Genomic DNA, 24,193 nt, shown 5'->3' with positions numbered 1-24,193 from the left:
TTCCGCCGAACGGGGCGACCGGTGTCGTCCGTTCGGACGACACCGGTGCACGGACCGACGCGACGCGCCCTACTCCGGCGGGTCGCTCCACGGGGCCTGGAGCTGTTCGGGGCGCTGGCCGCGGCGGGCCAGGAGGGCGCGGCCCTGCGGTAGCGGGCGGGAGGCGACGCCGTTGGCCAGGCGGCCCTCCATACGGTCGCCGGAGAACAGGACGCCCGTGGTGGCCGCGTCGGTCAGCGCCTGGGGGATCGGCTCGAAGAGCGCGCGGCCGGCGCCGCCCGTGCGGCGGGCCACGATCAGGTGCAGGCCGAGGTCGGCGCCCTGCGGGATGTACTGGGCCAGCGGCGCCAGCGGATTGCCCTGCCGGTTGCTGATCAGGTCGAGGTCGTCGACGACCACGAACAGCTCCAGCCCCTTCCACCAGCTGCGCTCCCGCAGCTGCTGCGGGGTGATGTCGGGGCCGGGCAGGCGCTCCTTGACCGACCCGGCCAGCTGGGTGGCGATCTGCTGGGTGAACTGCGGCTCGGTGCAGTAGGCGAGCATGTGCTCCTCGCCGACCACGTCGAGGTGGGCGCGCTTGAAGTCGACCAGCACGATGCCGACCTCCTCCGGCGGGCGCCGGGTGAGCTGCCGCAGCAGGCCGCGCAGCAGCGTGCTCTTGCCCGTCTGCGGGTCGCCGAACACCATCAGGTGCGGCTCCTCCGCCAGCGACAGCAGCGCCGGCTCCAGCGTCCGCTCCGCCATGCCGAGGATGAGCTCCGGGCCGTCGTGCATGCCGGTCAGCTCGTCCAGCTCGACGCGGTCCGGCAGCGTGCGGACCTGCTGGACCGCCCGCTCGGTCCACCGCTCGCCGACCCGGGCGACCAGGTCGCGCACGCCCTCGCCGAGGTCGGTGTCGTCGGCGACGCCGTCCACCCGCGGCAGCGCGATGTGCGCCATGTTCTCGTCGGACAGCAGCGCCCGACCGGGGACGTCCTTGGGGATCTCCTCGGCGATCTTGCGGCCGATGCCCGAATCGAAGGGGTCGGTCAGCCGCAGCTCGATGCGGCCGCCGAAGAACGCCGCGAGCTTGCTGCGGATCTGCGAGCTCGCCGCGCCGGTGAGGATCGTGTGCACGCCCAGGGACGGGCCGCGGGTGACGATGTCGAGCAGCACGTCGTCGGCGTCCTCGAAGTTCTCCCGCACCGACGACCAGCCGTCGATCATCAGGAACACGTCGCCGGCGATACCGCGGGGTACCTTCCCCTGGGCGCGCGCCCGGCGCAGCCCCGCCGGGGAGTCCAGGCCCACACTCCGGAACACCTGCTCGCGCTGGTCGAGCTGGTTGGACACGTCGGAGAGGATGCGCTGCACCCGCTCGGGGTCGGACCGCCCGGCCACGCCCGCCACGTGCGGCAGGCCCTCCAGGGCGGCCAGCCCGCCGCCGCCGAAGTCGACCGCGTAGATCGCCACCCGGCCGGGCGGGTACCGCCAGGCCAGGCTCGCGATCATGGTGCGCAGCAGCGTCGACTTGCCCGTCTGCGGGCCGCCGAGCACGACGATGTTGCTGTCGGCGCCGGTGAAGTCGAGCCCCGTCGGCTCTTGGCGCTGCTCGCGCGGGATGTCGGTGAGGCCGATGTAGGCGCACATCTCGGCGGGGTCCGGTTCGGCGGGGGCGCCCTGCCGGGCGCCGCCCCGCCTCGCGGTGTCCGCGTCGCCGCCTGCGGCCGCCTCCTCGTTCTCCACCCGCTCGAACAGGGCGTCCAGGGTGAGCGCCGCGGGCAGCGGCGGCAGCCACACCGGCCGCACCGGCTCGGCCCCGGCCGCCACCAGCCGGTCCACCGCCACCTGCAGCACGCTGCGGGTCGAGGAGCCGGAGCCGCCCGACTCCTCCTCCCCGTCGCCGCCCACGAGGTCGGACAGGCCCAGCAGCGACCCGACCGCGTTGTAGGAGATCACCGGCAGCACCGGGTCGTCGTCGCTGGTGGCCTCCGCGGGCGGGATGTAGGGCCCCGACACCATGGCGGCCTTGAAGCGCTCGAAGACGGAGGTGTCGACCTTGAGGTAGCCCGAGCCGGGTTCGGGGGGCAGGTGATAGGCGTCGCCCACGCCGATGGCCTCGCGGCTCTCGGCCTCGGAGAAGGTGCGCAGGCCGATGCGGTAGGACAGGTGCGACTCCAGCCCCTTGATCTTGCCGGACTCCAGGCGCTGGGTGGCCAGCAGCAGGTGCACGCCGATGGACCGGCCGATGCGCCCGATCGCCACGAACAGCTCGGCGAAGTCGGGGTGGGCGGTGAGCAGCTCGGAGAACTCGTCGATGATGACCAGCAGGTGCGGCAGCGGGTCCAGGTCGGGCCGCTGCTCGCGCAGCGCCTCGTAGGCGTGCAGGTTGGGTAGGTTGCCGGCGTCCTTGAGGAGCTGCTGGCGGCGGGTGAGCTCGCCGTACATGGCCTCGCGGAAGCGGGCGACCAGGGTGTCGTCGTCGGCGAGGTTGGTGATGAGCCCGGCGCTGTGCGGGAGGCGGTCGGTGTCGGCGAACGTCGCACCGCCCTTGAAGTCGACCAGGAGCAGCGCGAGGTGGTCGGGGGAGTGGTTGATGACCAGGGAGGCCACCATGGTCCGCAGCATCTCCGACTTGCCCGACCCGGTGGCGCCCACGACGAGGCCGTGCGGGCCCATGCCGCCGAACGCCGACTCCTTGAGGTCCAGCAGCACCAGGTTCCCCGAGGGGCCGACGCCGATGGGGACCCGCAGGTAGTCGTTGGTGCTGCGGGGCCGCCAGGTGTGCCGCGCGTCGAGCTGCGCCACGTCGGGAACACCGAGGATCTCCGGCAGGTCGACGGTGGTGTGCAGGACGTCGGCGCCGTCGGTCGCGGCCAGCCGCATCGGTGACAGGATGCGCGACAGCGAGGTCAGCAGTGCGACGCTCGCCCGGTCGGCCGTCCCCTTGAGGGGGGTGCGCGGGCAGTCGGACTCCCCGGCCGTCCCCTGGGCCGCGCCGGACGGGGCGCCGTCCCCGGTGTCCTCGCTGAGCTCGCCGTCGGCGTCCACGTACAGCCGCATGTCGACGTGCTCGGGTTCCTCGCGGCGCTCACCCAGCAGCATGATCAGGTGGATGCCCAGGTCGGCCAGGGAGGTGACGGGCGGTTCGGCGGACAGCCCCGACAGGGTCGCCTGGAACTCGCCGTCGACGACGAGCACCAGTCGCTGTGTTCCCGGGCCGGGCGGGCGCCCGCGGCGGCGCTGCATGTCGATGGTGCGCTGCTCGATCTCGGTCGCCAGCAGCTCCGCCATCTCCACGGTGTTGCCGGCGACCAGGCGCGCCGGAAGCGGACCGTCGGTGATCTCGTCGTGGGCGTTGTGCGGCAGCCATTTCAGCCAGTCCCACTCGGGCAGGAGGCGGGAGTGCCGCACGACCCCCACCCGGACGTCCTCGGGCGCGGAGAAGGTGGCGAGCTGGGCGATGAGCGAGCGGGCCAGGGCGCGGCCCGCCGCCCGGTCGCCGATGACCGAGACGACGCCGAGCTCGCGCAGCGGCACCACCAGCGGCTCCTCGGGAACCTGGGCGTAGAGCTCGACGAGTTGGTCGGCGAGTCCCTGGCACACCGGGTCGTAGACGACCAGAGGGTTGGAGGCGTCCACCTTGAGGCTCAGCGGCCGGGCCAGCGGCCGGGTGCCGGTGCCCGCGCGCAGGTGCAGGAAGTCGGGGTCGGAGGCGCGCCGCTCCCACCGGCGGGCCGGCAGCCGCGCCGGTTCGGTCAGCAGGTGCGGGGCCGGGTGCCGGAACGCGCTGCCCTTGCGCTGGGTCGCGGCCACGTCCCGCACGGTCTCGCGTAGCTGGTCGAGGTAGTCGAGGTAGCGTTCGCGCTGCTCGCGGATCCGCTTGCGCGGCCCGTTGTACTGGGCGAGGAACATGGTGACGCCCACGGCGACGCTGGCCAGCATGACGAGCATCGCGGCGGCCGCGTACAGCGGGCGGTTGCCCATCGTGATCGCCATCAGCAGCGACCCCGACCCGCTGATCACCGGCATGATCATCATCGCCATGGAGCTGGTGGCCGGGGGGTTGTCCGGCAGCTGCGGCGGCGCCGCGATGACGAGGGGATCGGAACCGGGGGCGGGGACGGAGTGGCGTGCGGGGCGGTGGACAAGCGTGGTCGCCAAGGCGATCTCTCCGGTGCACCTGAGGAAAGAGGAGTGTGAGGTTGCTACGGTAATGATCCCGCAACCGGATGGAATCGCCTAATCGGGCGCTGGGGGCGGGCACCCCCGCGAAAGCACGCGAACCACCACGATCACGAGGGAAAACACGGACGTGAGCGGATACTGCCGGGTGACGGTCACGGGGCCGCAGCGCTGGGCCGACCTCGCCCTTCCCGGGACGGTTCCGGTGGCGACCCTCCTCCCGCAGGTGGTCCGGGTGGTGTCCCCCGACACCGAGGGCACCGAGCCCGCCGGGTGGACGCTGACCACCGGCGACGGCGACGAGATCCACCCCGAGGCGTCCCTGGAGAGCGCGGGGATCGCCGACGGCGACGTCCTGTTGCTCGACAGGGTGAGCGCGCGCGGCCGCCCCGCCCACATCGACGACGTGCGCGGCGCCGTCGAGGACGAGATCGACGACACCGCCCGGTTCTGGCGCTCCTCCACGACGTTCGCGTTCGGGATGCTGCTGGCCGCCATCGGCCCGCTGGTCGTGCTGGGCATCATGACCTACGTCCGCCCTGCCCCCGGCAACCTAGCGATCGCCGGGATCGGCGCGCTGTACACACTTGCACTGGTGCTGTTCGCGAGCCGCCGGGAGATGGCCGGAGTCGGCCACGTCCTCTTCGGGACGGCGTGCGCGTGGGGTGCGGCCACCGGCATGCTCGCGGTGTACGTGGTCAGCCCGAACGCGCAGTTCCTGGTGCTGGCGGCCTTCGGGAGCGTGGGCGCGCTGCTCATCGCCGGGATCGGCTGGATGATCGACGAGCTGGGCCTGTCCTACCTGGCGGCGCTCGCCGTGGTCACCGTGTCGGGCGGGGTCATCAGCGCCGTCGGCATGTTCATCGACGGTGCGCAGGGCGTGCGCGCGCTGGCGGTGCTGCTGGTGCTCGGTGTGGGCGCGCTGCCCCGGATGGCGTTGGCGATGGGCGGGCTGTCGGGCCTGGACTACGAGGTGCGCCACTCCGGCCAGGTCGACGGCGAACGCTTCGAGGAGAGCCTGACCGCCAGTGACCGGCTGCTGCTGGGCGCGGTGCTGGGCTTCGCCGTCAGCGCGGTGGCCGCCGTCCCGCTCCTGGTCTTCATGGGCCGCGGCCTGCCCGACGTCCTGCTGGCCGCCCTGCTGTCGCTGCTGCTGATCCTGCGCTCCCGGCTGTTCGACAGGATCAGCCACGTGCTGCCGCTGCGCCTGGGGGGCGTGATCGGGCTGGGGATCACGCTGATGGGCTCGATGAAGCCGCTGCCGGCCCTGGGCCCGTGGATCCCGGCGATCGCCCTGGCCATCGGGGTCGCGGTCTCCGTGCTGAGCTGGATCCGTCTGGCGGACGTCCCCCGCGCCTCGCTGCGGCGCGTCATCAACGGGGTGGAGATCGTCGTCGTCATCGCCCTGTGCGCCGCGGTGGCCTGGGCGGTGGGCCTGTTCGACCTGATCGACTCCATCACCGCCGCCTAGGGAGCGCTCAGCAACCCCCACCCCCGCCCCCCGTCACACCCTCCGCCGTTCCGTCCGAAGCGCGGGCACGAAAAACGGAGACCCGCCGCGCAAGGGCGGAACTCGGGGGCGGCCGTTCCCGACGTGTCCGCAGCGCGGCGGAATGCCGGGCGCGTTTCCACCGGGAGAACCGCGGACCGTCGGCGTGCGGTCTGAGCACGGTGTCTTGAGGTGAACGGCCCGGGCGGGGCGATAGCATCGGGCCGACCGGGGCTCATCCGCGGTCTCTCGCGGTGGGCGGCACCGGAGGGGCGGCCGCCGGGGGTACCGCCCGGCCGGAAGCACACGGGTGACTTAGGGGGTCCGATGAAGCGGATCGATCTCGACCTGCTCGGCGAGCTGTACCGCACGTACACCGAGCCGCTGGCCAAGGTGCGGGACCAGCAGCGGGCCTTCTGCCGCGACATGCGCGGGAAGATGACCCCGCAGCTCGACGACCTCGAAGCGGAGATCACCTACCTGCTGCTGCGAGAGCAGCGCCCGGCGACCGTCATGGAACTGGGCACCTTCCACGGATGGTCCACCACCTGGATCCTCTCGGCGCTGCGCGACAACGGCACCGGTCGGCTGCACTCCTACGACATCGTCGACAACGTCGTCTCCAACGTCCCCGCCGAGCTGTCGGCCGACCGGTGGACGTTCCACCAGGGCGACATCCGCGAGAACGTCGACGCGGTCCCGGAGGGTATCGGGTACCTGTTCGTGGACGCCGCCCACAACGGGCGCTTCGCCCGCTGGTACATCGACAACCTCTTCCCCCGCGTCGCCCCTGGCACCCCCGTCAGCGTCCACGACGTCTTCCACGGCAAGCACGCCCTGCCCTTCACCGAGGGCCGGGCGGTCCTCAGGTGGCTCGCGGAGAAGGACACCCCCTACTTCACCCCCTCCAAGGCCAAAGCCCCCGACGCCTACCGCGCCATCCACGCCATCAAGCGCGACCTCGGCCTCGACGACCCGGTCCGCAGCGGCACGGACAACCCGATGATCTACTTCCGCCTGCCTCGGTAGCGGGGGCGCGGACCACCGGTCGGCCGGTCCGCCGGGCGGCCTTCCTTCGCGATCCGAGCGCCCCGGCGCCTGCCGGACCGGACATGGGCACGCATCCGAGGATGCCCGCTTGCGGCGGTGCCGGATTCCGGAGATGTCCGTTCGTGCAGATGGCCCCTGCGCCCGATCGGACCCCATGGGCGGCGCGGGTGAGGGAACAACCGCGCCGGCGGTCAGCCCTGCGCGGCCTGTGCTCGGGCCTCACGCACGAACAGGGTCAGCCAGGTCACCAGCAGCACCGTCACGGCCGCGGTGGCCAGGACGGCGTAGTAGGGCAGGTCGACCGCCAGGATCGACGCGGACAGTCCCGCGGCGACCATTCCGAACACCAGGTGGTACTTGCGTCGCACGGCTTTTCACCTCCTAGATCCGGTCACGGCCTGCGAGGGTAACACCGCTGTTCTCGGGCGAACGGACCATCCACGTACAGCTGAGCCTTGCGCCCGCTCCCGTCCAGGGCGAGGTGGGCGGGGTCGGCGGACACGCCGCGCTTGCGCATGGCGTCGGCGCCCTTCCAGACCGGCCCCCTTCCGGCCTGCGTCGTTATCGACGTCACCCCCCGCGCCCCAAGGCTTTCGGTGGCCATCGCCGCCCGGAGGTGGTAAGCTCCACTTTGGAATGTCAGGTGTCCCGTTAGGCGAGGCTCCTGTGCACGTACGCGTCCGCTGCCCGGAAAGGTCGAGAGACCCCAACGGGTTGAACAGGCCCTGCCGAATCAAGGCTCGGCTTAATGCGGACCGGCGCCGCCCTGGCGGCCGCCTAGGTGTGCAGTGTCAAAGCTCCACGTGGGGAACCCGTCGGCTCATGCCCGGCGACCTTTTCTCGTGAGCTTGTGAAGGCCTCCCCGCTCGGGAGGTCTTTTTTCGTATGCGAGCACGAGGCGCGAGGGAGGTGAGGGCTGATGCCTGATCGACCATCCACCCCGGTCGACGACGAGCCCGGTCATAGTCGCCGCTCGGCGACCCCGACGACCACGGGCCGAACCACCTCACCACCTTTCACAGCCTGCCCTCACCCGAGTGCGCCGCGAGTCGACGTCCGCTGACCTGGAGCGGGAGCCCTATCGTGCTCCCCCTTGGTGCGGGCGGCTCCCTGCGCGCCCCGGTGCTGCGGCGCGCCCGACCCCCCAGGGAGCCCACCATGCACACCATGCTCATGGACCGCCTCAAGGAGCGCGACCTCGACCGCGCCAAGACCACGCTGACCACGGCGACCGCCGACGAGATCGCCGTGATCCTGCGGATCCTTCCGCCCACCGAGCTCGTCCTGGCCTTCCGGCTGCTGGACAAGCACCTGGCCATGGAGGTCTTCGACCTGCTCACCGACGACGAGCAGGTACGGCTGCTGCGCGCGATGACCGACTCCGAGGCCGCCGCGGTCCTGGCCGACCTGGACGCCGACGACCTGGCCCGGCTGGTCGACGAGGCACCGGCCGCCGTGGCCAAGCGCCTCCTGGCGGCCATGTCCGACGCCGACCGGGAGCGCGTCGGCGCCCTGCTCGCCTACCCGGCGGGCAGCGCGGGACGCGAGGCCAACCCCGAGTACATCGCCGTGCGCCCGCACATGCTCGTCAAGGAGACGCTCGGCCTGATCAGCCGCTCCCGCCTGGGGCCTGAGGACGTCACCACGGTGTTCATCACCGAGAACGACCGCACCTACCTGGGGCTGGTCAGCGTCGCCGAGCTGGTCCAGGCGGACCCGTTCACCGAGGTCGGCGAGCTGGCGCGGCTGGGCGACATCGCGGTGCCCACCAGGTCCGCGGCCGCACCCGCGGCGCGCGCACTGCAGCGCCGCGACCTCGGCGCGATCCCGGTGGTCGACTCCGAGCGGCGCCTGGTCGGGGCGCTCACCTACGACGACGCCATGGACGCCATCGACGACGACACCTCCGAGACCGTCTACCGCAAGGCGGGCATGGGCGACCCGGCCCACGCCACCGAAATGCTCCGCAGTGAGCGGCTGACCAGTGGAAGCATCTGGTACCCGGTGCGGGTGCGCATCGCCTTCCTGATGGTCACGCTGGCCGGGGGGCTGCTGGTCGGCGGGCTCATCGACAGCTTCGAGGACGTCCTGGCGGCGGTGGTCGCGGTCGCCGTGTTCGTGCCGCTGGTCATGGACATGGGCGGCAACGTCGGCACCCAGTCGACCACGATCTTCGCCCGCGGGCTGGCGCTGGGCCACATCGACCCGAACCGGTTCGGCCGCCAGCTGTTCCGGGAGGTCCGGGTCGGCCTCGCCATGGCCCTCGCCATCGCACTGGTCGGCGGCGGCATCGCCTACCTGTGGCAGGGGGCGCCCAACGGCATCCCCATGCTGGGGGTGGCGGTGGGGCTCGCCCTGTTCACGTCGGTCACGCTGGCGACGTTCCTCGGGTTCGCACTGCCGTGGCTGATGCTCAAGCTCGGCCTGGACCACGCGCCCGGCGCCGACCCGTTCATCACCACCATCAAGGACTTCACCGGCCTGGCGGTCTACTTCGGGCTGGCCTCACTGCTGCTGGGGGTGGGCTAGATGATCGAGTTCTGGGAGTTCGCGCTCCGCCTTGCCTGCGCACTCGTGCTGGGGGCGCTGGTGGGTGTCGAGCGGCAGTGGAGGGCGCGGCTCGCCGGGCTGCGCACCAACGCCCTGGTGGCGACGGGGGCGGCGCTGTTCGTGCTGCTCGCCGTCAACACCCCGGGCGAGGTCAGCCCGACCCGGATCGCCGCGCAGGTGGTCTCCGGTATCGGGTTCCTGGGCGCGGGCGTGATCCTGCGGGACGGGGTCAACGTCCGCGGCATCAACACCGCGGCGACCATCTGGTGTGCGGCGGCCGTCGGCGTGCTCGCCGGCAGCGGCCTCTACCTGGGCGCGCTCATGGGTGCCCTGGCGGTGGTCGCGGCCAACGTGGTGCTGCGCCCGATCGCCCACCGCATCGAGAGCCGCCCGGCCAACGCCTCCAGCGAGGTCGAGACGGTCTACCGCCTGCGCGCGGTATGCCGGGGCGACCAGGAGGCCCACGTCCGGCCGCTGCTCCTGCAGGCGCTGTCCAGCGGCGGTTTCCGCCTCCGCTCCCTGCACAGCGAGGACCTCGACGAGGAGGGCACCCGGGTCGAGGTCGAGGCCGAGCTGACCGCCGTCGGCCGCGCCGACGCCACCCTGGAGCAGGCGGTCAGCCGCCTGAGCCTGGAACCGGGCGTGTCTTCGGTCCACTGGCGGGCGATGGAGGAGGTCGGCGTATAGCCCCGCGGGGCCCGCCCACAGTGGGCGGGCCCTTCACTCGCCGCGGGCGAGGGCGCGCCGGACCTCCGCGATGCGGTCGTCGTCGAACACGACGTCGGGGTCCGCTTCGAGGAAGGACGCGGCGAGCGCGCCGAGCGCCAGCGCGGGAAGCGTCCACTCCGCGGGGGCCGGGGCTCCGAACAGGTCGGCCTGGATCGTCTCCTCGGACAGGGCGGGGGTGGTCGGGGCCATCACGACCAGCCCGCGCACCATGGCGTTGGCGAGCGTCGCCAGCGTCTCGAACCCGCTCGCCAGCTCCGGGCGCATGCGCAGGCCCAGTAGGGACGCCACGCGTTCGTAGGCGGCGGCGAGCCCCGCGGTGACGTTGCGCTCCGACTCGGTGAGGGCCGCCTGGACCTCGCCGCGGAGCTCTCCCTCGGGCAGGCTCAGGAAGGTCGCGTGCAGCGCGAGGTAGGTGCGCCATTCCGGGGAGTGCAGGAAGGTCCGCAGTTCCACCGGGGCGCCGTGGCGCAGGATCTCCGCGGCCAGCGCGACGCGCAGCGACGGCGTCCTCAGCCAGTCCACGCGGTCGAGGATGGTCCGGTCGACCGCGCGCCGGGCCTCGGGGTCCTCCTCGACGATGGCCGGGCTGGTGCCGCGCGCGAGCTCCTTGAGCAGGTCGCTGAAGAACAGGTCCTTGTAGGGCCAGCGGCGGTAGACGGCGCTGCGCGACACCCCCGCGTCCCGGATCACGTCCTCGAAGCTGATGTGCTCCAGGCTGACGGTCAGCCCGGCGCTGTTGACCTGGTCGACGGCGGCCTGGAGCATACGCTGCTCGGTCTCCTGGTCGGTGAGCCGGCGGCGTCGCCGCGTCACACCCGTCGCGATCGGGGGGTCCCCGGCCATGTCGCACCTTCCGGGCTTGGGATATGGTGTCTCAAATTTCGAATATCAGGATCACAGTCTACTCAGTGCGGCGAGAAGTGTGTCCGGCTTGCCAGCGAACGGTTGAGCGCCGAGAGCCGTGTAACCACTGAGCGGTCGTCGGCGCGGCCATGGCCACGCCGCCCCGCGCCCATACGGCCATCCCACACCCCAGGGGGGAAGATGCCTGATCAGGACACCGGTCTCACGGATGTCGCCGAGTCCGACCTGACCACCCGGCGCGGCATGTTTCGAGCCGTCGCCTTCCGCGACCCGATCGACGGCCACGAACACATGGCGCTCGTGTTCGGCGCGGCCGTCGGCGGCGAGGACGTGCTGGTGCGGGTGCATTCCGAGTGCCTGTCCGGTGACATCTTCGGTGCGACGCGCTGCGAGTGCGGTGAACAGCTGGCGTCGGCGCTGGACACCATCGTCCGCGAGGGATCCGGAATCCTGGTCTACCTGCGCGGCCACGAGGGCCGCGGGATCGGGCTGGTCGCCAAGGTGCGCACGCACATCCTCCAGGACGAGCAGGGGCTGGACACCATCGATTCGGCCACCTCGCTCGGCCTGCCGGTCGACGTCCGCGACTATGGGCCGGCCGCCCGGGTACTGCGCTACCTCGGCGTCGACTCGGTGCGGCTCATGTCCAACAACTCGGACAAGGTCGACGCCCTGGAGGCCCACGGGGTCCGGGTGGCCGAGCGGGTCCCGCTCCTCGCCCCCGCGCACCCGGGCAACATCGCCTACCTCACCGCCAAGCGCGACCGGCTCGGGCACGACCTCCCCCACATCGAGGCGGTGCGGACCACACCCGCCGCGCCTTCGCACGACGGAGTCGCCCCGGGCCGGACGGGCGGCGGACGTGGCTGATCCGGCGGGCACCGGCCCCGACTACGCCGACCTGCTGCCCGTCGCCCGCCAGGCCGTGGCGATCGCCCGCGGGATCGTGCGGGAGCACGCCCCCCGGTCGGTCGGCACCAAGGGCGACCGCGATGTCGTGACCGACGTCGACCTCGCCGTGGAGGAGGCGGTTCGCTCGTTCCTGGCGCGCGAGACCCCGGAGGTCGGCTTCCTCGGGGAGGAGCACGGCCGCAGCGGGGGCACGGCGGACGAGCAGCCCTGGTGGGTGCTCGATCCGGTCGACGGCACCGCCAACCTCGCCTGCGGAATCCCGCTGTGCGCCGTCTCCCTCGGGTTGGTGTCCGGGGCTCGGGCTGCGCTCGCGGCGATCGACCTGCCCTTCCTCGGCGCCGAGTACACGGCCGTCGCGGGCAAGGGCGCCTTCTGCGGCGGCGAACGCATCCACGTCCCGGGTTCGGACGCCCCCACCGACGCCGTGGTCTCCATCGGCGACTTCGCCGTGGGGGAAGGCGCCGCGGCGCGGAACCGGGTGCGGCTCGACCTGCTGGACCGGCTGGGCGCGCGGGTACGCCGGGTCCGCATGCTCGGAGCGGCCGCCATCGACCTCGCGTGGACCGCACACGGCAGGCTCGACGGCACGGTCATCCTGGCCAACCTGCCGTGGGACACGGCGGCCGGGGTACTGCTGGTCAGAGAGGCGGGAGGGGATGTCGTCGACCGCGACGGCAGCCCGCACTCGGTGGACTCCTCGGCGACGATCGCCCTCGCGCCGGGGCTGCGCACCTACCTGATGGCGGAGGTGAGACGTGCGTATGGGATCCGGTGACGTGCGCGCTGTCCCCATGCCCGCGGCCATGCGCAGCGGGGCAGCGGCCGCGTGGGCGGGTCCCGCCGCCGGCGCCGCCGCCCAGCCGGTGCTGCTGGCGATGCTCACCGGGGCCGTCGGTCTGGGAACCGTCGGCTGGGCGGCCGGAGCGGCCTACGCGCTGGCCGTGTGGGGACTGCTCACCCGAGCCCTGTACCGGGACGGACCCCGCGCGATGGGGCCGGCCGACCGCGTGACGCTGGCCCGCGCCGTCCTCGTCGGCGGGGTGACGGCGCTGGTCGCCGAGGAGATCGCCGGGCGGCCGCTGGACGGGGCCGCGCTCGCCCTGGTCGTCGCGCTCGCCGCGGTGGCCCTGGTGCTCGACGGCGTCGACGGCCTGGTGGCGCGCCGCACCGACACGGCGAGCACGCTGGGCGCCCGCTTCGACATGGAGGTCGACGCCTTCCTGATCCTGGTCCTCAGCCTGCACGTCGCCGTCCACCTCGGCCCGTGGGTGCTGGCGATCGGCGCGATGCGCTACGCGTTCGCGGCAGCTGCGACGGCCGCGCCATGGCTGCACGGTGACCTGCCGCCCAGCACCCCGCGCAAGGCGGTGGCGGTGGCACAGGCCGCCGCCCTCATCGCGGCCGCGTCCGCCACCCTGCCGGACGCCGGCGCGGCGGTACTGGTCGCCGGCGCGCTGGCGCTCCTGATCTGGTCCTTCGGCCGCGACATCGGCTGGCTGTGGCGCACGCGGGCGGCCCGGCCCGGCACCGGCCCGGACGCGGACGGAGGCCGGTGATGGGGAGTATGCAGCGCACCGCACGCGCCTTCTGGCTGCGGTCCCCGGGAGTCGGCGAGATCCGGTCGGTTCCGCTGCCGGACCCGGCCCCCGGCACGGTGGTCGTGCGCACCCGCTACACGGCGGTCAGCCGCGGAACCGAGGCCCTGGTGTTCCGCGGCGGCGTCCCGGAGAACCAGCGGGAGGCCATGCGGGCCCCCTTCCAGGAAGGGGATCTGCCCGGCCCGGTCAAGTACGGATACCTCAACGTGGGAACCGTCGAGCACGGGCCCGACGACCTCCTCGGCCGCGACGTCTTCACCCTCTACCCCCACCAGACGAGGTTCGTCGTCCCCGCCGGAGCCGTGGTCCCCCTCCCGGACGCCGTCCCCGCCGCGCGGGCCGTACTGGCGGGCACGGTCGAGACGGCGGTGAACGCGCTGTGGGACGCCCGCCCGCTCGTCGGCGACCGCATCGCCGTGGTGGGGGCGGGCATGGTCGGCTGCTGCGTCGCCCGCCTGCTGGCGGGCGTCCCCGGCGTGCGCGTCCGGCTCGTCGACGTCGAGCCCGAGCGCGCCGCCGTCGCCGAACGCCTCGGCGTCGCGTTCGAGCACCCGGAGGACGCCGAGGGCGACTGCGACCTGGTGTTCCATGCCAGCGCCACCGAGGAGGGGCTCGCCCGGGCCCTGGCGCTGCTCGGCGACGAAGGCGAGGTCATCGAACTCAGCTGGTACGGCGACCGCGCGGTCCGCATACCGCTGGGGGAGTCCTTCCACTCCCGACGCCTGGCGATCCGGGCGAGCCAGGTGGGCGCGGTCTCCCCGGCGCGCAGACACCGCAGGTCGCTCGCCGACCGGCTCGCCCTGGCCCTGCGCCTGCTCGCCGACCCCGCCTTCGACACCCTGATCACCGGGCAGAGCCCGTTCGAACGGCTGCCCGAGGTCATGCCCCGCCTCGCCGACGGCCGGATCCCGGCCCTGTGCCACCGGATCGCCTACGTCGAAGACGACGACTAGGCGCCGCAGCCGACCACACACGAAGGAGAGCCGTTCTTGTTCAGCGTCACCGTCCGCGACCACCTCATGGTCGCGCACAGCTTCCGCGGCGAGGTCTTCGGACCTGCCCAGGCCCTCCACGGGGCCACCTTCATCGTCGACGCCTCGTTCCGCCGTCCGGAACTCGACGGCGACGGGATCGTGGTCGACATAGGGCGGGCCACCCGCGAACTCGGCGCCGTCCTCGCCGACCTCAACTACCGGAACCTGGACGAACAGCCGGAGTTCGCCGGGGTCAACACCACCACGGAATTCCTGGCCAAGGCCATCGCCGACCGCATCGCCGAACGAGTGGCCAACGGGGCGCTGGGCGAGCAGGCCCGCGGGGTGAGCGAGCTCCGGGTGACGCTCCACGAGTCGCACGTCGCCTGGGCGAGCTACGAGCGCGCACTATGACGGCGGTGCCCACCTTCGTCCTGCCGGGCGGTGTGGACGACCCCGCCACCCCCAGCGGAGGAAACGTCTTCGACCGGCGCGTCCACCGGGAACTCGCGCGCAGGGGGCGGCCCGTGCGCGAGGCGGCGATCCCCGGTGCGTGGCCGGAACCGGACGCCGCCGCCCGGGCGCGGCTGGAGCAGGTACTCGACGCCGTGCCGGACGGCGGCACCGTGCTCCTCGACGGGCTGGTGGCCTGCGGTGTCCCGGACGTCATCGTTCCGCGGTCCCCTCGCCTCCGGCTCGCGGTGCTGGTGCACCTGCCGCTGGCCGACGAGACCGGGCTGAGTGCTGAGCGCGCCGCGGCGCTGGACGGCGCCGAGCGGGACACCCTGCGCGCCGCGAGCGCCGTCATCGCCACGAGCCCGCGGGCCGTACGCGGCCTCGTCGAGCGGCACGGCCTGGACGCGCGCCGTATCTTCACCGTGGAGCCGGGCACCGACGGCGCGCCGCTCGCCCCGGGCACGGACGGCGGCCGTCGACTCCTCTGCGTCGCGTCGGTGACCCCGCGCAAGGGGCACGACATTCTCGTACCGGCACTCGCCGAGGTCGGCGACCTGCGCTGGGAGTGCCTGTGCGTCGGCCCGGCCGCGCCGGAGTCGGCCTACGCGCGGCGTGTCCGCGGCCAGGTCGCACGAAGCGGACTGGAGGCACGCATCCACTTCGCCGGACCCCTGGGCGGCGCGGCACTCGGGGACGCCTACGCGGGATCCGACGTCCTCGTGCTGCCGTCCCGCGCCGAGACCTTCGGGATGGTCGTGACCGAGGCGCTGGCGCGCGGCACACCCGTCATCGCGAGCGCGGTGGGGGCCCTGCCGGACACCCTCGGGCAGCCGGCCGGCGGCGCCGTTCCCGGGCTCCTCGTCCCACCGAACGACGTGCGGGCCCTGGCGGGCGCCCTGCGGAGCTGGCTCGTCGACGGCGACCTGCGCGCCCGGCTGCGGTCGGCGGCGCGGCGTCGCCGGGACAGGCTGCGGCCCTGGGCGGACACCGCCCGGGACATGGCCGCGGTCCTCGACCGCATACCCGGCCCGACCGACCTGCGAGCGCGATGTGAGGATGCCCGATGAGCGAACCCGGATCCCCCCGCTTCGCCGCCGACTGGCTGGCCCTGCGCGAGGAGGCCGACGCCGACGCGCGTGACACGGGGCTCGTGGCTGCGCTCCGCGCGCATCTCGCCCCCGCGGCACCGCGCGGGAGCGGCGCCCACCTGACCGTCCGGGACCTCGGCAGCGGCACCGGTTCGATGGCGCGCTGGCTCGCCCCGCGCCTGGCCGGCCCCCAGCACTGGGTCCTCCACGACCGCGATGCCGACCTGCTCGCACACGCCGCCGGCACGCCACCGGCCGCGGCGGCGGACGGGGCGCCCGTCTCCGTGGAGACCCACCTGGCCGACCTCGCCGACCTGCGCGCGTCCGACCTCATCGGCGCCGACCTGGTGACCGCCTCCGCGCTGCTCGACCTGCTCACCGAGGAGGAGCTGGGCGCCCTGGTCGAGGCGTGGGCCGGTGCCGGGTGCGCCGCCCTGCTGACCCTGTCGGTCGCCGGCCGGGTCGCGCTGACGCCCGGCCACCCCCTCGACGCCGAGATCGCCGCCGCGTTCGACGACCATCAGCGACGGGAGGTTCACGGCCGCCGCCTTCTCGGCCCGGACGCACCCGCCGCCGCGACCCGCGCCTTCCGGCAGTGGGGCGCCCGCGTCCACGCGAGCGCCAGCCCGTGGCGGCTCGGCCCGGACCGGCGCGCACTGACGGCGCGGTGGCTGGAGGGGTGGGTCGCCGCGGCCGTCGAGCAGCGCCCTGAACTCTCCACCCGGGCGCATCCGTATGTGGAGTGGAGGCAGGACGAATGCGCGTCCGGTCGGCTGCGGGCCGAGGTGCACCACATCGACCTGCTCGTACTGCCGGGCGATGGGGCGCGGGCGTGAGCGGTGCGGACGATCCGCGAGGGATGATGGGCGGAGCACCTCCGCGCTCCCCGTAGCCGCGTGTTCGGCGGATCCGCGCCCGGCGACGAACGGAGGGGAAACAGTGGCAAGGGCCGTTCGGAGCAGACGTCGGCCGGGCCGGAGAGCCTGGCGGGAGGTCATCGCCCACGACGCCTTCTGGCCGTGGGCGCGGGCGCTGGCCGCGGTGGCGCTGCTGCTCGTGCTCGTCTGGCGGCTCGACACGCAAACCCTGGCGGGGACACTCGGCGCCGTCGGGGGCGCGGCCTCGGCGGTCGCGCTGCTGGCCGCGCTGGCGATCGGAGCCGTGACGACCGTGCTGAGCGCGTGGCGGTGGCGGCTCGTGGCCGGTGCGCTGGGGCTGCGGCTGGGGATGGGGCGGGCGCTCGCCGACTACTACCGCGCGCTGCTCCTGAACGCGGTTCTCCCGACCGGGGTGCTCGGTGATGTCCACAGGGCTGTGGACCACGGGCGCTCGTCCGGCGACCTCGGCCGCGGGGTCCGGGCGGTGCTCCTGGAACGGACGGCGGGACAGGTCGTCCTGGCCGCCGCCGGCGCCGCCCTGCTGATCGGTGTGCCCGCGCGGGGGACGACGCTCGCGCCGGGCGGGATCTCCTGGGCGGTCCTGATCGCGGTCGCGGTCGCAGCACTGGTCGCGGCATGGGGGGTGTGGGGGAGGGGCGCGCCGCGCTGGCGGCGCTCGGTGCGGGGCCTACTCGCCGACGCCCGCAGCGCCCTGCTCACCCGCGACACCGGACCGCCGGTCATCCTCCTGTCGGCGGCCGTCCTCGCCGGACACGTGGCGCTCTTCCTCGTCGCCGCGTGGACCGTCGGGAGCACGGCGACCGTGCCCGAACTCCTTCCGCCCGCCATCCTCGCCCTGCTCGCGATGGCGGTACCGATGAACGCGGCGGGCTGGGGGCCGCGCGAGGCCGTGACGGCGGCCGCGTTCGGGGCGGCGGGGCTGGGAGCCGAGCTGGGCCTGGCCACAGCCGTGGCGTACGGCGTCCTCGCCCTCGCCGCGAGCCTCCCCGGCGTCGCCGTACTGCTCTGCCGCCGCCGACAGAGCCCCGACTCTCAGCGGGATCGGGGGACGGTGAACAGCGGCGGATACGCCGCGAACGATTCGACCAGGCCGGCGAGCACCGCCTTGCCCTTGCGAGCCGAGGCGAGCGAGGGCCGCCCCACCACCCCGGAGCCGGTGTAGGCCTCCAGCCCGAGGGTGAGCAGGTGCGGGCGCTCATCGGCCACGGAGTCGGCGGACGCGTACCCCTCCCGCACCATGTCCGGGTGAGCGTGCAGGAGGACGGAGGTCTCCAGCTCCCCGGCGTGCATGTCGGTGTCGAGAGAGGTCTCCAGACCGGCCGCCGCCCGCGCCGCCTGCCAGTCGTGCAGCCCGGGGAAGAGCGCCATCGTCCCCCGCGCCTCCTGGACGACGTTTCCCAGCACGTAGTTCCCGCCGTGCCCGTTCACCAGCACGAGCCCCGCCGCCCCGGAGCGCCGCACGGACGCGGCGATGTCGCGTACGACCGCGACGAGGGTCGCCGCGGAGATGCTCACCGTCCCCGGCCACGCCTCGTGCTCGTGCGAACAGGACACCGTCACCGGCGGCAGCACCTGCACGCCGTAGGCCGCGGCGACCTCGCCGGCGATGGTGCACGCGATCACCGTGTCCGTGACCGAGGGCAGGTAGGGCCCGTGCTGCTCGAAGCTCCCGATGGGCAGCAGCGCCACACGACCCCGATACCGCTCGGCGTCGGCCGACGTGTCCAGGGGCAGCAGCTGCTTGGAATGTCCGTCCATGAACCCTCCCGGTACCGGTCGGGACCCGCCCCGACAACCGGCCAGGCTACCGACGCCGAGGGCCCCCGGGCCGAGTCCCGTGCGCTCGGATTCCGAAGTTGCACTTGACGCAGCGTCAAGTGGTTCTCTGGTGGCATGACCAGGGAGAACTTTGGAACTCAGCGGCTGGCGATCGGCCAGGTGGCACGGTTGGCCGGGGTGTCGACGCGCACCATTCGGCACTACCACCAGGTGGGACTGCTCCCGGAGGCCGAGCGCGACTCCGGTGGGCGCAGGGTGTACCGGCTACCCGACATCGCGCGGCTGCTGTGGATCCGCAAGCTGGCCGAGCTGGGGCTGACCCTGCCCGAGATCGGCGATGCCATCGCGGGCGCGCACGAGCAGGAGGAGATCCTCGGGGAGCTGGAGCGGACGCTGAGCCGCCAGGAAGAGAAGATCCGCGCCCAGCGCGAGGCGGTCCGGCGGCTGCGTGAGGCAGGGAGTTCGCCGGGGCTGATCGGCGCCAGCGCTTCGGAAGAGGTCCGTGCGCTCTTGGCAGAGGTCGGCGGCGTGCGCATCAGTGGTGAGGGCCTGGAATTGGCATTGCTCTTGGAAAAGGTCGTAGGCGCCGACAAGGCCGCGCTTGACGCGGTCACCCAGAGCCTGGTGCAGAACGACGAGCGGCTGGCAACGTGGGGCGATCGGCTCGTCCGGCTCTACGACGACCTGGCTGACGCCGAGCCCGACGATCCGCGGGTGGAGGAGTATGCCCGCGAACAGGCCGCGTACTGCAATGCGGTCAAGGAGGCCGAACTCGCCCGGGGAATCGACATCGACGCACTCCTTGAGAAGCTGCCGAGCGAGTCCGCAGACGACGAGATCGACGAGGAGACGTTCGGCCTCCACATGGAGGCCTTGATGTCAGGCCACCGGCCGTCACCCGCCCAGAGGAAGGCCATGGGACGGTTCTTCGACCTCGTCGACCCCCAGTAGGACGTGAGTGCCGTCACCGGGTCCTGCGTTGATCTCGGCGGAGTGCCCCGGATGATCGGCTGGATTCGGTGCGCTCCGCCGAGATCAACGGAAGGGCAGGATCGGGAATCGGCCGTGCCTGGAGCCGTTTCAGCGAACTCGCATCGACCATCTAACGGCGACCACCCGATGCCCACCAGGGTGTCTTACTCTGTGGCCACGGCGGCCAACCGCGCGTCGATTTTTCGAGTCAGTTCTTCGAATTCGCTGCGGCAGGTTTGGACGTAGCTCAATGTGCTGCCCATCGCGCCATCCGCAGGACGCAGATCGAACATGGGCTTGCGAGCGTCGTGTGCCAGTGGCATTAGGCTGCGGTAATTACGTATGGTCGCGATCTCGTTATCCGCAGCGGCTGAGGGCGGGTCGTTGCCGAGAACGCACCGGTCGTATACCAGAGGGATGCGCTCCAGCCAGCGCTGGTAGGAAACGAGTGGGCGGTCGACTCGGACGATCGGCTGCATGGTGACGTATCCCAAAGGTCGTACGTCACCCGCATGGGCCTCGATCTGTTCCGGGATACGGGGCGCCACCACCTCCTGCCAGTCCCTCTGCCACTCACGGAGCGCCGGGCCGAGGTTGCGGAGGCCGCGTAGCGAGAACAGGTCCGCAGCGAGGGGCATGAGAATGGTGTCCGAGGACAGCAGCGCCGCCCGGTTGATCGCACCGAGGTTGGGGCCGATATCTATCAGGACAATGTCAGGGGTGACGTCACGTCGGGCCGACTGGATGATTCGATAAAAGGCGGTTGTAGCCCGCAGCGCCTTGGGTCTCCCTTGAAGGTCAGACCCCACGACTGGGACAGATCATCCTCGAATCTGCTCAGTTCGAGGTCGCCGGGCAGCAGCCAAAGTCTCTCCGTGATTTCGACCGGGCGTATGAGCTCCACATCGCCGGTCCCTTCGATGATCGGCTTGACGGCCTGGGCAACGGTTCCATCATTCTCTGCCCGTATGGCGGGGATTAGTCCTTGCTGGTATTGGAATGTTGGTTCCTCCTCGTGCCACAGCTGTGCTAAGTCGTCCTCGCCCAGGAACATCGACGTGAGGTTGGACTGCGGGTCCAAGTCGACGGCAAGCACCCTCGCGCCCTGTCGTTGGTACATGTGGGCGAGGTGATAAACAAGGGTCGTCTTTCCTACACCTCCTTTGTTGTTGAACAGTGCGATGGACGTCATTTCGTCTTCCTCATCACGACCACCCACGAATTATCGTTAACGTCGAATTTCGGTGGAGGATTTCCGTTGCGCTCAAGCTCGGCCCGCATGCGGCCGATACCGCGTCCGAACCGGTTGACATACCCCAGGTTCTTCATCGCGCCAGCCAGAGAAGGGTTTCGGTAGTCGTTGATCCGGTCGAAGTTGTTCGCCTTCACTTGGCCATAGGGGCCGCCAGGGTTGGCGACCTCCACCCGGTCCGCAAACCACTGGATTCGGGTGGGGGCGTTCGATGACTCATAGTTCCGGTGCATGAGGGCGTTCATGCACGCCTCGCGCAGGGCAGCGATCGGATAGTCAGGCTGAGAGCGTTCTCGGAATCCGCTCACATTCGCGAGATGAGTGTGGGTATGGCCCTTGAGGAGCACTTCCAGCCGCTGGGCGGTGTCCACTACGTTCAGGCGAAGCTCCTGCTCGTCGATCACAGCGCTGTCGACAGAATCACCCTCATATCGGACGAACTGTGTGTACGCGCCGGCGAAGAAACGCGTCGGGTCCATCCCGAGGAGGATCAGACCAAGCACCGTCGCCTCCCCGGACGGGGAGAGGAGATTCAGGGAAGCGAGCTGCTGCTCCTCGGGGCGTCCGTTCTCCTCAATGACCTGGGTATCGACAGCGGAGGGGAGGTAGGTGCCGCGAAACAGGCGCATGTCGAGGTCGTGCGTGCAGCTCCCCGGAACCGGATGGTTGTCGAAGGGTAGCCATCGACTCCTCCTCCGCTCAACGAGCATCCGTTCGTCCTCCGCTGAAGCGCGCTTCGTGAGAGGACCCGGGCGTACCCACGCGACCCCGTTCAGACGGACGGGAGGTGTATGTGAAGCCTCGACGTGGATCCTGATCACGGGCTGACCGCGGAACAGATCCTTCTGCACAGTCATGGACGGACGGTCCAGGATCGTGCCCTCATCACGGATTTGGGCGAGGTCAAGAAGAGCCGCGTCCGATGTGTCGAGATCCGGGTCGACGGTACCGTCATCCCTGACTCCGATGACAAGGTCGCCACCGCCTGCACCGGCGAGGTCGTTGGCCAGCGCGCAGATCGCCTTACGGATGGCTTCGCGGTCCTTGGCCTTGCGTTCGAACTCCAGGGCTCAGCTCTCCTGTGTCCCTAGTTCTTCGGCCAACTCGCGTTCCATGGACATCCGTTCCAGTGTTGCGATCAATCGCCTGTGAGGCTTCAACGGGATGGGATACGCACCCTCGGCGCGAACCTTTCCACGAGGTGAGCTTACGCGGGTGGACCTGCCTGGTGATGGGGATTGACCGTCCCCGGAGGGCCGAGTGCCGCTGGTCGGCTTCCTCGTCCTCCGGGGACGGAGGGCCGCGTGCTCATCCCCCTCTGATGAGCGGCGGCCGAGAAAACCGGGCGAACGGCGGGGGCACGGGGTTCGGCCGGCAGGGTTCGTGGGCGGTCAGGCGGCCTGAGGAAGTGCGGTCGCGGATCTCGAACGGGAACGGCGGTGGCGCCACCGCAGGTGGGCTGTGAGTTCGGCGAGCGTGGCGTAGTCGTGGAGGCCGAGGCGATCCAGGACGTAGAAGTGGCCGCTGGTTTCGCCGAACCAGACGACGGTGCCCGAGTGCTCGGCCTGGAAGCGGGCGGCTGTGGCATGGGCGTCGGCGTGCTCGGGGGAATGGCCCCACCGCGGCGTCATGCCGTCGCCTCCGGGGAGTCCGTGTTCGCGGCACGGAGGTGGGGCAGCCCCGCACCGTCACGGGCGAGGTCGGCGTACGGACGTGGGCAGGCGGGCGGGTCGGACCGCGTGAGTGCGTGGTCGAGAAGGACCAGGTCGGCGCAGGCGATCATGAGGTCGTCGTGGACGCGGTGCCGACCGCGGTAGGGCAGCTCGCCGCCGTCGTAGGTGACCTCCCAGCGGGCCTCATGGCGCAGCGCGACTTCGCAGAAGCCGATGTAGTCGGGGATGCGGGGCGTCGGAGCGTAGGGCCGCGTCCGAGACGCCCCGCCGGGCAGCAGCACGCGCGCCGGGACCGACCGCGGCGCCGACCAGGAGGCGCAGGGCACTGCGGTGAGCGCAGCAAGCCGGGCAGCCGCCACCGACCGAGCCCGAGGCCGTGGGGGCGACGGCGTGAACACCCGCAGCAGCAGGACGAGCGGGAGGAAGAGCAGGGACAACAAGCGCATGGCGAACCCCTCCAGGGGTCAGGCCGGATGAGCGGGGTCCGGCACGGAAATGAGTTCACCATCCATAGAAGCCTGAGGATTTCAGAGTTTCAAGTACTTCACAATATCTTGCTTTTCAGATTGTGAGGATTTCGATCTGTCTGTAGTCGGATGCCCGATTGCCGCGAAGCGCCGTAACATCCTGAAGACCAGGAGAAGCAAGGGAGACGATGATCGAACAGCAGCGCCCCAGCGTGCGTCGGCGCCGACTCTCCGAAGAGCTCCGACGACTGCGCCACGCGGCGGGAATGACCCTTGACGATGCTGCTCGTGCTCTGGAGTGGTCGGTCGGCAAGGTCTCGAACATCGAGACCGGGGTGCGGAAGCGTCCATCGGTGGTCGAGGTCAAGGCGCTGCTGGACACCTACCGCGTCAACGACCAGTGGCAGCGCGAGTCCCTACTCAGCATCACCAGGCAAGCGGGGAAGAAGGGCTGGTGGACCAAGTACGACGACGTCTTCCCCGATGAGTTCCCGGCGCTGGAGGCCGAGGCCGCCAGCATCTCGACGTACCAGTTGATCATGATCCCCGGACTACTGCAGACCCCGAAATACGTGGAGCTGTTCACCCGTTCCGCGAACCTGCTGCGGGATCCGGTTGATGTCGAACGCGTCGTCGCAGCCCGGCGGAAGCGACAGGAGATCCTGTCCCACCCCGACGGCCCCGAACTGCGAGCCGTCATCGACGCGTGCGCGATCGAGCGCCTCAAGCCGAGTCCGCGGGTGCTGCAAGAACAGGTGCGGCACCTCATCGACGTAGCGGAGGCGGACAACAACGTCACTGTCGGCGTCGTACCGTTCGCAGCGGGACTACACGCTGGCATGAGAGGCCAGTTCGTGCTCTTGGACTATGCGTCCGCGAACTCGGTCGTCTACCTGGAGATGCATACGGAAGGCCTCTTCGTCGAAGAGGCCGAGGAGGTACGCCGATACCGGCGGTTGTTCGATCATCTCGTGGACTCGGCGCTCGATGCCGACGACAGCATCGAGTACCTACGCAGCACGATCACCTAGAGAGCGGCCTTGAACCCGACCCCTGACTCCAGCGACCTCGTCTTCCGCACGTCCAGCTACACCGACCGCAGCGACTGCGTGGAGGTGGCCGATCTCCCCGGCGGAGCTGCGGTGCGTGACTCGAAAGACCCTGAGAAGGGGGCACTGGCCTTCGACGCCGTCGAATGGCAGGCGTTCCTCGCCGGGGTGAAGGGCCGCGAACTCTGACGGAGCGCACCCGTGGAGAGAACCCACGGCGTGACGCTC

The 24,193-nt window shown here is 71.5% G+C and carries 24 protein-coding genes, 1 pseudogene and 1 riboswitch; of the genes and pseudogenes, 15 read left to right on the top strand and 10 right to left on the bottom strand.

Annotated features, from left to right (window positions below):
* Positions 1-69: 69 nt before the first annotated feature.
* The gene (gene eccCa, locus HNR23_RS20480) at positions 70-4,020 is read right to left on the bottom strand and encodes a type VII secretion protein EccCa (RefSeq protein ID WP_246422422.1); all 3,951 of its coding nucleotides are present in this window, start codon (positions 4,018-4,020) and stop codon (positions 70-72) included.
* Positions 4,021-4,294: 274 nt separating this feature from the next.
* Here eccCa and eccD point away from each other — a divergent pair, with 274 nt between their 5' ends.
* Positions 4,295-5,635: a type VII secretion integral membrane protein EccD gene (eccD, locus tag HNR23_RS20475; RefSeq protein WP_343070638.1), complete on the top strand. Its 1,341-nt coding sequence runs from the start codon at positions 4,295-4,297 to the stop codon at positions 5,633-5,635.
* Positions 5,636-5,980: 345 nt separating this feature from the next.
* The gene (locus tag HNR23_RS20470) at positions 5,981-6,682 is read left to right on the top strand and encodes a class I SAM-dependent methyltransferase (protein ID WP_184077831.1); all 702 of its coding nucleotides are present in this window, start codon (positions 5,981-5,983) and stop codon (positions 6,680-6,682) included.
* Positions 6,683-6,894: 212 nt separating this feature from the next.
* Here the strand turns inward: HNR23_RS20470 and HNR23_RS20465 are convergent, their stop codons facing one another.
* Both HNR23_RS20465 and HNR23_RS20460 read right to left on the bottom strand, forming a co-directional pair.
* A complete protein-coding gene (locus HNR23_RS20465; RefSeq protein WP_184077829.1) occupies positions 6,895-7,071 on the bottom strand; it encodes a hypothetical protein in 177 nt (58 codons plus the stop codon).
* A 23-nt stretch (positions 7,072-7,094) separates the two neighbouring features.
* Positions 7,095-7,277, bottom strand: coding sequence for a hypothetical protein (locus HNR23_RS20460; protein WP_184077827.1), 183 nt, complete (start codon positions 7,275-7,277; stop codon positions 7,095-7,097).
* A gap of 66 nt (positions 7,278-7,343) precedes the next feature.
* A riboswitch (M-box (ykoK) riboswitch) is annotated at positions 7,344-7,520 on the top strand.
* A 266-nt stretch (positions 7,521-7,786) separates the two neighbouring features.
* On the opposite strand from HNR23_RS20460, the gene mgtE reads away from it, so the two are divergent.
* Both mgtE and HNR23_RS20450 read left to right on the top strand, forming a co-directional pair.
* On the top strand, positions 7,787-9,232 hold the full coding sequence (gene mgtE, locus HNR23_RS20455; RefSeq protein WP_343070637.1) for a magnesium transporter: 1,446 nt from the start codon (positions 7,787-7,789) through the stop codon (positions 9,230-9,232).
* Entirely contained in the window at positions 9,233-9,940 is a 708-nt protein-coding gene (locus HNR23_RS20450; RefSeq protein ID WP_184077824.1) for an MgtC/SapB family protein, read from the top strand.
* Between the two features lie 33 nt (positions 9,941-9,973).
* On the opposite strand, the gene HNR23_RS20445 is transcribed toward HNR23_RS20450, so the two are convergent.
* Positions 9,974-10,825, bottom strand: coding sequence for a TetR/AcrR family transcriptional regulator (locus HNR23_RS20445; RefSeq protein WP_184077822.1), 852 nt, complete (start codon positions 10,823-10,825; stop codon positions 9,974-9,976).
* Between the two features lie 201 nt (positions 10,826-11,026).
* Here HNR23_RS20445 and HNR23_RS20440 point away from each other — a divergent pair, with 201 nt between their 5' ends.
* The 8 genes and pseudogenes from HNR23_RS20440 to HNR23_RS20405 all read left to right on the top strand — a co-directional run.
* The gene (locus HNR23_RS20440) at positions 11,027-11,716 is read left to right on the top strand and encodes a GTP cyclohydrolase II (RefSeq protein ID WP_184077820.1); all 690 of its coding nucleotides are present in this window, start codon (positions 11,027-11,029) and stop codon (positions 11,714-11,716) included.
* The gene (locus tag HNR23_RS20435) at positions 11,709-12,533 is read left to right on the top strand and encodes an inositol monophosphatase family protein (protein WP_184077818.1); all 825 of its coding nucleotides are present in this window, start codon (positions 11,709-11,711) and stop codon (positions 12,531-12,533) included. The genes HNR23_RS20440 and HNR23_RS20435 overlap by 8 nt, the downstream gene beginning before the upstream one ends.
* Positions 12,520-13,314 (top strand): CDP-alcohol phosphatidyltransferase family protein, encoded by a 795-nt coding sequence (locus HNR23_RS20430; protein ID WP_184077816.1) that lies wholly within the window; start codon positions 12,520-12,522, stop codon positions 13,312-13,314. The genes HNR23_RS20435 and HNR23_RS20430 overlap by 14 nt, the downstream gene beginning before the upstream one ends.
* A gap of 8 nt (positions 13,315-13,322) precedes the next feature.
* A complete protein-coding gene (locus HNR23_RS20425) occupies positions 13,323-14,309 on the top strand; it encodes a zinc-dependent alcohol dehydrogenase (protein WP_184080646.1) in 987 nt (328 codons plus the stop codon).
* Positions 14,310-14,345: 36 nt separating this feature from the next.
* The gene (locus tag HNR23_RS20420) at positions 14,346-14,744 is read left to right on the top strand and encodes a 6-pyruvoyl trahydropterin synthase family protein (RefSeq protein ID WP_184077814.1); all 399 of its coding nucleotides are present in this window, start codon (positions 14,346-14,348) and stop codon (positions 14,742-14,744) included.
* Complete coding sequence (locus HNR23_RS20415; RefSeq protein WP_184077812.1) at positions 14,741-15,853, top strand: glycosyltransferase family 4 protein; 1,113 nt, start codon at positions 14,741-14,743, stop codon at positions 15,851-15,853. Before HNR23_RS20420 ends, HNR23_RS20415 begins: the two co-directional genes overlap by 4 nt.
* Positions 15,850-16,710: a methyltransferase domain-containing protein gene (locus HNR23_RS20410; protein ID WP_184077810.1), complete on the top strand. Its 861-nt coding sequence runs from the start codon at positions 15,850-15,852 to the stop codon at positions 16,708-16,710. Before HNR23_RS20415 ends, HNR23_RS20410 begins: the two co-directional genes overlap by 4 nt.
* Positions 16,610-17,692 (top strand): annotated as a pseudogene (locus HNR23_RS20405) (lysylphosphatidylglycerol synthase domain-containing protein); the annotation flags it as partial. The gene HNR23_RS20410 and the pseudogene HNR23_RS20405, both read left to right, overlap by 101 nt.
* A 113-nt stretch (positions 17,693-17,805) precedes the next feature.
* Here HNR23_RS20405 and HNR23_RS20400 read toward each other — a convergent pair.
* Positions 17,806-18,531, bottom strand: coding sequence for a creatininase family protein (locus tag HNR23_RS20400; protein ID WP_184077808.1), 726 nt, complete (start codon positions 18,529-18,531; stop codon positions 17,806-17,808).
* 135 nt (positions 18,532-18,666) lie between these two features.
* Between HNR23_RS20400 and HNR23_RS20395 the strand changes: the two genes are divergently transcribed.
* Positions 18,667-19,503: a helix-turn-helix domain-containing protein gene (locus HNR23_RS20395; protein WP_184077806.1), complete on the top strand. Its 837-nt coding sequence runs from the start codon at positions 18,667-18,669 to the stop codon at positions 19,501-19,503.
* 185 nt (positions 19,504-19,688) lie between these two features.
* On the opposite strand, the gene HNR23_RS27290 is transcribed toward HNR23_RS20395, so the two are convergent.
* From HNR23_RS27290 to HNR23_RS20375, 5 genes are all read right to left on the bottom strand, one after another.
* Positions 19,689-20,333 (bottom strand): ParA family protein, encoded by a 645-nt coding sequence (locus HNR23_RS27290; protein ID WP_343070636.1) that lies wholly within the window; start codon positions 20,331-20,333, stop codon positions 19,689-19,691.
* Complete coding sequence (locus HNR23_RS27285; RefSeq protein WP_281381852.1) at positions 20,228-20,716, bottom strand: ParA family protein; 489 nt, start codon at positions 20,714-20,716, stop codon at positions 20,228-20,230. The genes HNR23_RS27290 and HNR23_RS27285 overlap by 106 nt, the downstream gene beginning before the upstream one ends.
* On the bottom strand, positions 20,713-21,843 hold the full coding sequence (locus HNR23_RS20385; protein WP_281382014.1) for an ATP-binding protein: 1,131 nt from the start codon (positions 21,841-21,843) through the stop codon (positions 20,713-20,715). Before HNR23_RS20385 ends, HNR23_RS27285 begins: the two co-directional genes overlap by 4 nt.
* A gap of 324 nt (positions 21,844-22,167) precedes the next feature.
* Positions 22,168-22,407, bottom strand: a complete 240-nt coding sequence (locus HNR23_RS20380; protein WP_184077804.1) for a hypothetical protein — start codon at positions 22,405-22,407, stop codon at positions 22,168-22,170.
* A complete protein-coding gene (locus tag HNR23_RS20375) occupies positions 22,404-22,895 on the bottom strand; it encodes a hypothetical protein (protein WP_184077802.1) in 492 nt (163 codons plus the stop codon). The genes HNR23_RS20380 and HNR23_RS20375 overlap by 4 nt, the downstream gene beginning before the upstream one ends.
* Positions 22,896-23,104: 209 nt before the next feature.
* Here HNR23_RS20375 and HNR23_RS20370 point away from each other — a divergent pair, with 209 nt between their 5' ends.
* Both HNR23_RS20370 and HNR23_RS20365 read left to right on the top strand, forming a co-directional pair.
* Positions 23,105-23,947, top strand: coding sequence for a helix-turn-helix domain-containing protein (locus tag HNR23_RS20370; RefSeq protein ID WP_184077800.1), 843 nt, complete (start codon positions 23,105-23,107; stop codon positions 23,945-23,947).
* A gap of 9 nt (positions 23,948-23,956) precedes the next feature.
* A complete protein-coding gene (locus tag HNR23_RS20365; protein ID WP_184077798.1) occupies positions 23,957-24,154 on the top strand; it encodes a DUF397 domain-containing protein in 198 nt (65 codons plus the stop codon).
* Positions 24,155-24,193: the final 39 nt, after the last annotated feature.

Source organism: Nocardiopsis mwathae, assembly GCF_014201195.1.
GTDB lineage: Bacteria > Actinomycetota > Actinomycetes > Streptosporangiales > Streptosporangiaceae > Nocardiopsis_C > Nocardiopsis_C mwathae.
This window is presented reverse-complemented; position numbering and strand designations above follow the sequence as displayed.